9 protein-coding genes are annotated in these 9,757 nt (G+C 69.6%); 2 read left to right on the forward strand and 7 right to left on the reverse strand.

The window, feature by feature from the left end; translation table 11 throughout:
- Nucleotides 1-106 precede the first annotated feature (106 nt).
- Nucleotides 107-550, reverse strand: a complete 444-nt coding sequence (locus tag ON31_RS25945) for an iron chaperone (protein WP_039817372.1) — start codon at nucleotides 548-550, stop codon at nucleotides 107-109.
- A gap of 20 nt (nucleotides 551-570) precedes the next feature.
- Nucleotides 571-942 (reverse strand): VOC family protein, encoded by a 372-nt coding sequence (locus ON31_RS25950; RefSeq protein ID WP_039817373.1) that lies wholly within the window; start codon nucleotides 940-942, stop codon nucleotides 571-573.
- Nucleotides 943-1,053: 111 nt separating this feature from the next.
- Here ON31_RS25950 and ON31_RS25955 point away from each other — a divergent pair, with 111 nt between their 5' ends.
- Nucleotides 1,054-4,116, forward strand: coding sequence for an ATP-binding protein (locus ON31_RS25955; protein WP_255222260.1), 3,063 nt, complete (start codon nucleotides 1,054-1,056; stop codon nucleotides 4,114-4,116).
- Nucleotides 4,117-4,225: 109 nt separating this feature from the next.
- Nucleotides 4,226-4,999 carry a hypothetical protein gene (locus ON31_RS25960; protein ID WP_039817374.1) on the forward strand — a complete coding sequence of 258 codons (774 nt, stop codon included), beginning with the start codon at nucleotides 4,226-4,228 and terminating at the stop codon, nucleotides 4,997-4,999.
- Nucleotides 5,000-5,226: 227 nt separating this feature from the next.
- Here the strand turns inward: ON31_RS25960 and fabG are convergent, their stop codons facing one another.
- The 5 genes from fabG to ON31_RS25985 form a co-directional block, all read right to left on the reverse strand.
- On the reverse strand, nucleotides 5,227-5,979 hold the full coding sequence (fabG, locus tag ON31_RS25965) for a 3-oxoacyl-ACP reductase FabG (protein WP_039817375.1): 753 nt from the start codon (nucleotides 5,977-5,979) through the stop codon (nucleotides 5,227-5,229).
- 10 nt (nucleotides 5,980-5,989) lie between these two features.
- Nucleotides 5,990-6,529, reverse strand: coding sequence for a TerD family protein (locus ON31_RS25970; protein ID WP_039817376.1), 540 nt, complete (start codon nucleotides 6,527-6,529; stop codon nucleotides 5,990-5,992).
- Between the two features lie 19 nt (nucleotides 6,530-6,548).
- Nucleotides 6,549-7,382 carry an SAM-dependent methyltransferase gene (locus ON31_RS25975; protein ID WP_039817377.1) on the reverse strand — a complete coding sequence of 278 codons (834 nt, stop codon included), beginning with the start codon at nucleotides 7,380-7,382 and terminating at the stop codon, nucleotides 6,549-6,551.
- Nucleotides 7,383-7,533: 151 nt separating this feature from the next.
- On the reverse strand, nucleotides 7,534-8,487 hold the full coding sequence (locus ON31_RS25980; RefSeq protein ID WP_039817378.1) for a purine-nucleoside phosphorylase: 954 nt from the start codon (nucleotides 8,485-8,487) through the stop codon (nucleotides 7,534-7,536).
- A gap of 63 nt (nucleotides 8,488-8,550) precedes the next feature.
- The coding region (locus tag ON31_RS25985; RefSeq protein WP_039817379.1) for a cytochrome c oxidase subunit I at nucleotides 8,551-9,757 on the reverse strand (1,207 nt) is incomplete at its 5' end.

Below are 9,757 nucleotides of genomic sequence, written 5' to 3' on the forward strand. Positions count from 1 at the left end.
TGTGCCGTGGCATGCCCGCGGCCGATTCCTGCCCGGTCGTTCGCGACCGACCTCGCACAGCGGCCCCCGGAACCGTGCGGTTCCGGGGGCCGTGCAGTTCCGCTCGTCAGGATTCGGCCCGGCGCACCAGGTCGGCGATCCGCTGCTCGACGGCCGGGGTGATTTCGGTGAGGGCGAAGGCCGTGGGCCACATGGGGCCGTCGTCGAGGTGGGCGATGTCGTTGAAACCGAAAGTGGCGTAGCGGGCCTTGAACTTCTCGGCGCTCTGGAAGAAGCAGACGACCTTCCCGGCGCGGGCGTAGGCGGGCATGCCGTACCAGAGCTTGGGGCTCAGGCTGGGGGCGTTGTCCTTGACGATGGCGTGGACGCGTTCGGCCAACGCGCGGTCCGCGTCGGACATCGCGGCGATCTTGGCGAGCACGTCTACCTCGGGGTCGGCCTTGGGGCCGCGGCGGGCGGCTGCCTTCAACTCCTGGGCGTGCTCCTTCATGGCGGCGCGCTCCTCGGCCGAGAAGCCCACGGTGGTCTTGGTCTTGCGGGTGGTGGTCATGGTGGTTGCCTCTTTCGGTGTCAGTGCGTGCGGTCTTGGAGCAGGCCGAGGACATTGCCGTCGGGATCGGTGACGGTGGCGACCAGGCGGCCGCCACCGACATCGCGCACCGGTTCCCGCACAGTCGCGCCCGCCGCCAACACGTCGGCGAGCTTCGCCTCGATATCCGGTACGTGCCAGTAGGAGACCGGTGCGGTCATGCCCTGCGGCCCGCCGTCGGGCACCAGGCCGATGTGCTGACCCCCGACCTCGAAACCGACGTAGAAGGTGCCGTCGATCTCGGGCGGCACCCCGAGCAGCGCGCTGTAGACCTGCTTGGCCGCCGCCAGATCGGAGACGGGATGCAGCACGGTCCTGATGCCGGAGTGCTCGACCCTTCGTGTTGCTTCCATGGCGATAACGCTAGGTTCGGCGCGAGCCGGTGCCATCCGTGCCGACCACGGATCTCACCACGTAATCGGGTCCGAGGGACGGATCGACGGCGATGCGAGAGGATGGGTGACGTGTCGAAGCAGAAGGTCTCCGCCGGGATCTCGGACCGGGAGGCCGAGGTGCTGGCTCTGGTCGGGCAGCATCGCAGCAATGCCGAGATCGCGGCCGAGCTGTACATCTCCGTGCGCACCGTGGAAACCCACGTGTCCTCCCTGCTGCGCAAGGTCGGCGTCCCCGACCGGCGGGCGCTGGCGGGCCGCGCGGCCGAGCTGACCAGGGCGGAGCCGACCGGGGAGGCGGCGACCACGCTGCCCGCGCCGCTGACGTCGTTCGTCGGCCGGACCGGCGAACGCGTGGCGCTGCGGGAGGCGGTCACCGCGCATCGGCAGGTGACCGCGCTCGGGCCCGGCGGCGTCGGCAAGACGCGGCTCGCGCTGGCCGTTGCCGCGGATCTGGCCGGTGCATTCGGCGACGGCGCGTGGTTCGTGGACCTGGTGTCGGTAACCGATCCGGAGATGACCGGCTCCGCGGTGGCCCGCGCGCTCGGACTCGGCGAGCAGCAGGGGCGCAGCCTCGACGATTCGGTGCTGGCGGCCCTCACCGACCGGCACACGCTGCTGGTGCTCGACAACTGCGAACATCTGCTCGACGGTGTGGTGCCGTTCGTCGAACGCCTGCTCGCGCACTGCCCGCGAGTGTCCGTGCTGGCCACCAGCCGGGCGCGGCTCATGGTGCCCTTCGAGCAGGTCTACCCGGTGCCGTCGCTGTCGGTGGACGGCGGCACGGCCGATGCCGTCGCGCTGTTCCTGGACCGGGCCGCGGCACTGGGCTCGACCGTGCCCGCGGAGCAGGTGGATCAGGTCTCCGAGGTGTGCCAGCGACTCGACGGGCTGGCGCTGGCCATCGAACTGGCGGCGGCGCGACTGCCCACACTGGGCCTGGACGGACTGCGCGCCAGCCTCGCAGATCCGCTGCGGCTGCTGGTCGGCGGGCGGCGCGCCGATGAGCGGCACCGGTCCGTGCGGGCCATGCTGGATTGGAGTCAGGCGCTGCTGACGGCCGAGGACCGCTGCCTGCTGCGCCGCATCGCCGTCTTCGTCGCGCCGTTCACCGCCGCCGACGCCGTCGCGGTGGCGGGATACGCACCGCTGGAACCGTTCTCGGTGACCGAGGGGCTGGCGCGGCTGGCCGAGCAGAGCCTGCTGGCCGCCGTGCCCTCCGCACGCGGCACCCGCTACCGGGCGCTGGCGACCATTCGGCAGTACGAGACCGAACAGCTGGTCGAGACCGGCGAGTTGGTGGACGTGCTCGCGCGCCACCTGCGGTGGTGCCTGACGACCGCCACGGCACTGGACGCCGCCGAGCCGACCGGTGATTGGCGCACCCGCTTCGACGCGGCGGCCGACGATATCCGGGCGGCGCTGGCCTGGGCGGCCGAGCAGGACGATCACCGCGCCGACGCCCACGCCCTGGCCTCGACCCTCGCGCGACTGACCTTCTCCCGCAACCTGATCGGCGAATCGCAACTGCGCTACGAGCAGGCCGCGACCCTCACCGACGACCCGGCCGCCGCGGCGGCGGCACTGCGGCACGCGGCCGAGGTGGCCGGATGCCGGATGCGCGGCGAGGACATGTACCGCCTGTACCGCGCCGCCGCCGACATCGCACGGACCGCCGGAGAGCAGGCCGCGGCGGCCCGTGACCTGGCCACGGCCGCCATCACCGTATTCCGCCTGGCCGACACCTTCTCCGCGCCGCCGCCCCCGACCGAGGCCGCGACCCTGCTGGCCGAGGCACGCGCCCTGGGCGGCGACGACCCGGCCGCCGTGGCCGCGGTGGCACTGGCCGAATGCGGGGTGCTCGCCCACCTCGACGACGCAATCGCCGACGAGCCGAAAACCATAGTCCCCAAGGCGGATTCGTTCGGCGAAACGACGGTCGACAGCACTCGCGGGACAGCGAGTGTCACACCGCGCGAGCCGGACCGGCGAGCCGCCGCCGAGCACGACACGGCCCCGGTCATCGGACAGCCACCCGCGACCCCTGCCGTCCGGGCCATCTCGGCCGGCACTACGCCCGCAGCCACCGCTCACGCCGCGAGCGGCCGCACGACACCGCCGACCGACGCGACTCGTCCGATCGTGGGCTCCGCTGCCGAGCCCACGCCCGCCGCGACTCATCCGAACGCTGGGTCCACCGCCGCGGCGGCTGCCGAGCCCGCCGCCGCAGCGATCGTCCTGGCCCGGCGGGCGGTCGAACTGGCGGAGCGGACCGGAGAACCGTTGGCGCACAGCGCCGCTCTCGACGCGCTGGCGGCGGCGCAGTGCTGGGTGGGCGATATATTCGCCGCCGCCGAGACCGCGCGCCGCCGGGTGGAGCTGCTCGCCGAACTGCCGGTGAGTCCGGCCAGCGCACTGGAGCGCGGTAACGCGCTCGCCGAGGCCGCCGAAACCCTGATCGGGGTGGGCGATCTCGCGGCGGCGCGGCGCTGCGGCGAACAGTTGCGCGACCTTCCGCTACTGGCCGAACGCGGCGACTTCGCCACCTCTCGCCTGCTGGTGGCGGACGCGCTGGCGGGCAATCTCGACGAGGTGGTCACCGCCAGTGGGCGATTCCTCGACGCCTGGGAACTCGCCGGGCGACCGCGGGCTCCCCATCTCGCCATCGCGGCGACCGCGGTGGCGCTGGCGCACGGGCTGCGCGGGGACGACCGGGCTCGGGCCGACTGGCTGGGGATCGTCGACGCCCTCGGCGTCACCGCGGACCAGAACGCCTTCAGCGCCATCGCCGATGCTGTACTGCTGCTCCACCACGGCCGAGCCGACAAGGCGCTGGTCCGGCTCGCGGCTCCGCCCGAGGACTTGGATGTGGAGTACGTCTGGGTGTGGCGGCATTGGTACACGGCGCTGCGCGCGGAGGCCGCCACCCTCACCGACGATCCGCGAGCGCCCGAATTCCTTACCGCGGCAAGCGCTGTGGCGTCCGGGAACCCTATCGCCAGCGCCATTATCGACCGGGCCGCCGCCCTGCACGACAAGGACCTCGGCCGCCTGCCCGCCGTGGCCGCCGCCTTCGAGGCCGCGGCCTGCCCCTATCAGCGGGACCGCACCCGGTCCCTCGGCGGCGACGCCTGATCCGCGCGCCGATCAACGCATTCCACGGGGAACGACGGCCGCGGCCGTCGGCAACCTGGTCATTCGCGGCCCTGTCTCCGCGTGGCCGCCGCTCCTAGCGTGATGCGGCATGAGGATTCGTTATCCACAGCTGATCAGGGTCGCGGCAGCGGCCATGTGCGCGGGCCTGCTGGGCGTCGGTGCGGCGGGCGCGGAGCCGCCGACGCCGGGCGGGCCGATGCCGCCCGCCGAGGCACCGGTGGACGGCCCGGCCAATCTCGACGGGCTGACGGTGCGCGTCCGGCCGGACGGCGGCTATCTCACCGGGGTCACCGTGGAATTCGATCGGACCAGCCGCACCGAGAGCGGCGAGAAGCCCGCCGCCGCACAGCAGTTCGTCTTCCTGTTCGATCGGTCCGTGCGGATCAACGCGGAGCGGTTCCCCACCTGTGCGCGGGCGGTGCTGGCCGCGCGGGGACCGGCGGGCTGCCCGGCCGGTTCGCGGGTCGGGGTGGGCGCGGCGGAGATCTATCCGGATCGGTCCGCGGAGGTGCTGGTGTTCAATACCCGCTACGCGAACGGCGATCGGGGCGTGCTGATCACCATTCCCGCCACCGGCGGCATTCTGGAGAACACCCTCGAGCCGGTGTCCGGCGGCTACCGCGCCGACTACGGCGTCGCCCTCGACGAACTCCTCCCCTCGCCCCTGCCCGCCGAACAGCGCTCCGCCACCACCCGCTTCCGCGTCACCTTCGGCGCGACCCACACCGACCATACCGGCACCCACAGCTACCTGGAGTCCTTCGCCCTCCCCGGCACACCACTGAAGTTCGCCCTCTGGAGCCACTTCGTCACCGGCCAGATCATCGAACCGACGGCCTACGCACCTCGCCCACTTGGCTGACTCGGTGCTCTTTGTCCAAGACCGCGCAGTATCGATCGCGCACACCGAGGATGTGACGTTGAGCTGGCAGGAGGTGGTGGCGGTGGCCCCCTCGTCGCGCCGGACCAGTTGCGCGAACTGATCGACGCGGCGTGGTGGGCGGCGGCTCCGGTTGCGATCCGCCGCCGACGCGAGGCACCCGGAGCCTCAGAGCGAAAGCCCTCGAACGGATACGGGCGGTTCAGAGCTCAGTTCTTGGGCCCGCCCGCGACATAGAGCACCTGTCCGGAGACGAAACCGGCTGCCTCGCCGACGAAGAACGAGACCGCGTTGGCGATGTCGGCGGGCACGCCCGTGCGGGCGACCGGGATCATGGCGGCGTTGGCGGCCTTGAAATCGTCGAAGTTCATGCCCAGGCGTTCGGCGGTGGCCGCGGTCATCTCGGTCTCGATGAAACCGGGGGCGATGGCATTGGCGGTGATGCCGTACTTGCCGAGTTCGACGGCGAGGGTCTTGGTGAAACCCTGCAGGCCCGCCTTGGCGGCCGAGTAGTTGGCCTGGCCGCGATTGCCGAGCGCGGAGGTGCTGGACAGGTTGACGATGCGGCCGTACTTGGCCTCCACCATGTACTTCTGCACGGCCCGGGTCATCAGGAAGGAGCCGCGCAGATGCACGTTCATGACCGAATCCCAATCGGCCACCGACATTTTGAACAGCAGGTTGTCGCGGGTGATGCCCGCGTTGTTGACCAGGACGGTGGGCACGCCCAGTTCGTCGGCGACCCGCCGCACGGCGGTCTCGACGGCCTGCTCGTCGCTCACGTCGACGCCGACCGCGAGGGCCTTGCCGCCCGCGGCGACGATCTCGTCCACCACCGGCTTACCGGCGGCCTCGTCCAGATCCAGTACGGCGACGGCGAATCCGTCGGCGGCGAGGCGGCGGGCGGTCTCCGCGCCGATACCGCGGGCAGCTCCCGTCACGATTGCGATGCGCTCGGTCATGGCCCTGAGCTTAGGCGAGGAACCGTGTCACCTGTCCGACGGCTTCCACCGGATGCTCGGCGTGGATCGGCACCCCGAGCGCCTCGAACCGCCACATCCCGTCGACCGGGAACAACCTGCCCATGACGAAACCCGAGTGCTCGCTGTCGATCAGGTCGTAGCGGGCGAGTTCGGTGCCGCGCACCCCGTCCACCAGGCGGCAGAACGCATTATCGATCTGGTCGAAAGCCTGGCCGGTATAACAGGTCACCAGGAACAGGACCGTCGTGACCCGGGTGGACAGCCGGGTCAGATCGACGGTGATCACCTCGTTGTCGCCCTTGCCCTCACCGGTCAGGCTGTCGCCGTGGTGCCGCACCGAACCATCCCGCGAGGTCAGCTGTTCGGAGTAGACGACATCGACGATATCGCCGCCGACGAACAGCAGCGCCGCCGCATTGAGGTCGATATTGCGGCCCCGCCCGCCGAACACGCGGCGCTGAGCAGGATCCCATCCCAGCGCCATCTTGATATAGGTCAGCGCCGCCCCGGTCTCATCACGCAGAGTCATCACACGAGCTTGCCAGCAATCAGCGCTTGCGTCCCACGCCACCCGCGATACAGTGTCGAACCGATTCGAGCGGACGCAGCCGGGGGCCGTCCGGCCACCATTCGTCGCACAGCACCACACCGGGATCGACCATCTCCAGACCGTCGAACATGGCGTCGATCTGCGCACGGGTGCGGAAACGTCCACTGCCCATGGGACTGTGGACGAATTTGTCCTCCATCTTGCGTGCCAGTTCGCTGTGCTCCGGTGTCTCCGGATCGAAGAAGTGCGCGATGGCCACATACGAGCCGGACGGCAGCGAATCGACATAGGTGCGCATGAGCGCGCCGGCGTCGTCATCCAGATAGTGGTGCAGGGTTCCGATCTGGAACAGCGCGATCGGCTCGTCGAAATCGAGATGGGCGCGCACCGTCGGATGATTCATCACATCGAAGGGCCGGAAGATGTCCGCGCCGACGATGGTGGTGTGTGCCGCGCTGTCGAGCAGTGCGCGGGAATGGGTGAGCACCATGGGGTCGTTGTCCACGTACACCACCCGCGCATTCGGGGCGATGCGCTGCACCACCTGGTGGGTGTTCTCCGCCGTCGGGAGCCCGGAACCCAGATCCAGGAATTGCCCGATCCCGGCCTCCCGCGCCAGGAACCGGCATACCCGAATAAGGAAATCCCGGTTGGCCCAGGCCAATTCGGCCACCTGCGGGGCGACCGCGCGCACCTGCTCCAGTACTTCGCGGTCCACCTCGAAGTTGTCCTTGCCTCCCAGCGCGGCATCGTAGACTCGCGCGATACTCGCGCGGGTGATGTCCACCCCGACCGGCGCCGCGCTCGGATAGGCGGCGAAGTGTTGGGACATCGCGAACTCCTCGCGTCGGGTTCGGCATCGACACGAAGATTTTCCCGCATTTCGCACATTCTGTGGGCAATACGGCCTTACCTATCTGCGACGTTCCCCGTCGCGGCTCGGCCGCACGCGCTCGAGCTGGGCGAACGCCATATGGCGAACGCTAATTCCGATACGGATTCTGCAACAGGTGGTCCACCACGCGGCGACCGACGGTGTACTGATTCTCCAGCGCCAGAGCGAAACCCGGCCCGGAGTGGTCCAGATGCGCGACCACGGACTGGCCGGGGAAGGGCTGGTCGAAGTTGCTCACGGTTCGCAGTGACAGATAGCGGTCGAGGTAGCCGAAGCCGTTCAGGGCCGTCGCGGTGGCGTTGTCCTCCATCTGGGTGGTGCAGTAGACGCCCTCGCCCTTGCTGCGCACGCCCATGATGTGGCGGGCGGTATCGGAGGGGACCTTCCCGGAGAAGTAGTCGTCGCCGGTCATGGTGTCGCAGATTCGCACATCCGGGGTGCGCCCGGCCTGGCCCGGGTACTGCGCGCGTTCGGCGGCGGCCTCCGGACTGTCGGCGAGCGTGGCCTCGCGAGTGAGTTCGTAGGCGGTGTCCACGAGCGCGTCGTCGAGTCGGTAGGCAGCGGTGTTGTAGTCCTCCACCGGACGGAATCCGAACGGCACCTCGGGGGCTTCGGCGGGATCGAGGTGATTGCCGAGGTCGAAGTCGACCACCCAGCGGGCCCAGGCCGCGGAGCCGAGCGTGCCCTGGTCCGGTGGCGTGCCCGCGATTCCGGCGGTCAGGAACCAGGCGTGCGAGAAGTCGAATTTCGGGCTGCTCAGAATGGCGGTCATGGTGGTGGCGGCATTGGATTTGCCCTGCCCGGTCTCGGCCACGCACAGACCGTCGCCATTGCATTTGACCGGTTTGTACGCGCCGGGCACCTCCACCGTGGTGGGCAGCTGCTCGCGCCGCAGCCACACCTCGGACTCCGGGTCGAACATGGTGATGACCAGGACGCCGACCTCGAGTCGGTCGGGGGCGTCGTCGGTTCCGGAGCAACCGGTCAGGGCCAGCGCGGCCACGCCGAGGGCGATGGCGAACTTTCGGCAACGGTGCGTCATCGGGTCAGCATAAGCACAGCGGAGTGCGGTGGCCGGGCACGCCACCGCACCGCGGCCGACGGATCAGACGCGTTCGGTTTCGCGTACGTCGTGATGGTCGCCGGAGCCCCAGCCCACGTGGGCCTCGGCGCGCATGCGGTCGATCATGTGCGGGTAGTGCAGCTCGAAGGCCGGACGCTCGGAGCGGATGCGCGGCAGCTCGTAGAAGTTGTGCCGCGGCGGCGGGCACGAGGTCGCCCACTCCAGCGAATTGCCGTAGCCCCACGGATCGTCCACGGTCACCACCTCGCCGTAGCGGTAGGACTTGAAGACGTTCCACGCGAACGGCAGCACCGACGCGCCGAGGATGAACGATCCGATGGTGGACACGGTGTTCAGCGTGGTGAACCCGTCCATCGGCAGGTAGTCGGCGTAGCGGCGCGGCATGCCCTCGTTGCCCAGCCAGTGCTGCACCAGGAAGGTGGCGTGGAAGCCCACGAAGGTGGTCCAGAAGTGCCACTTGCCCAGGCGCTCGTCCAGCATGCGGCCGGTCATCTTGGGGAACCAGAAGTAGATGCCCGCGTAGGTGGCGAAGGCGATGGTGCCGAAGAGCACGTAGTGGAAGTGCGCCACCACGAAGTAGGTGTCGGAGACGTGGAAGTCCAGCGGCGGGCTGGCGAGCAGCACGCCGGACAGGCCGCCGAAGAGGAACGTGACGATGAAACCGACCGCGAACAGCATCGGTGTCTCGAAGGTCAACTGCCCCTTCCACATGGTGCCGATCCAGTTGAAGAACTTCACACCGGTCGGCACCGCGATCAGGAAGGTCATGAACGAGAAGAACGGCAGCAGCACCGCGCCGGTGGCGTACATGTGGTGCGCCCACACCGCCACCGACAGCGCCGCGATGGCGATGGTCGCGTAGATCAGCGTGGTGTAGCCGAAGACCGGCTTGCGGCTGAACACCGGGATGACCTCGGAGATGATGCCGAAGAACGGCAGCGCGATGATGTACACCTCGGGGTGCCCGAAGAACCAGAACAGATGCTGGTAGAGGATGGTGCCGCCGGAGGCCGGATCGTAGATGTGCCCGCCCAGGTGCCGGTCGTAGTACAGCGCCAGCAGGGCCGCGGTGAGCAGCGGGAAGGCCAGCAGCACCAGGATGCTCGTGACCGCGATGGTCCAGGTGAACACCGGCATGCGGAACATCGTCATGCCCGGGCAGCGCAGGCAGACCACCGTGGTGAGCATGTTGACGCCGCCCAGGATGGTGCCCAGACCGGAGACGCCC

It is taken from the genome of Nocardia otitidiscaviarum NBRC 14405 (assembly GCF_000308635.1).
Taxonomy (GTDB): domain Bacteria; phylum Actinomycetota; class Actinomycetes; order Mycobacteriales; family Mycobacteriaceae; genus Nocardia; species Nocardia otitidiscaviarum.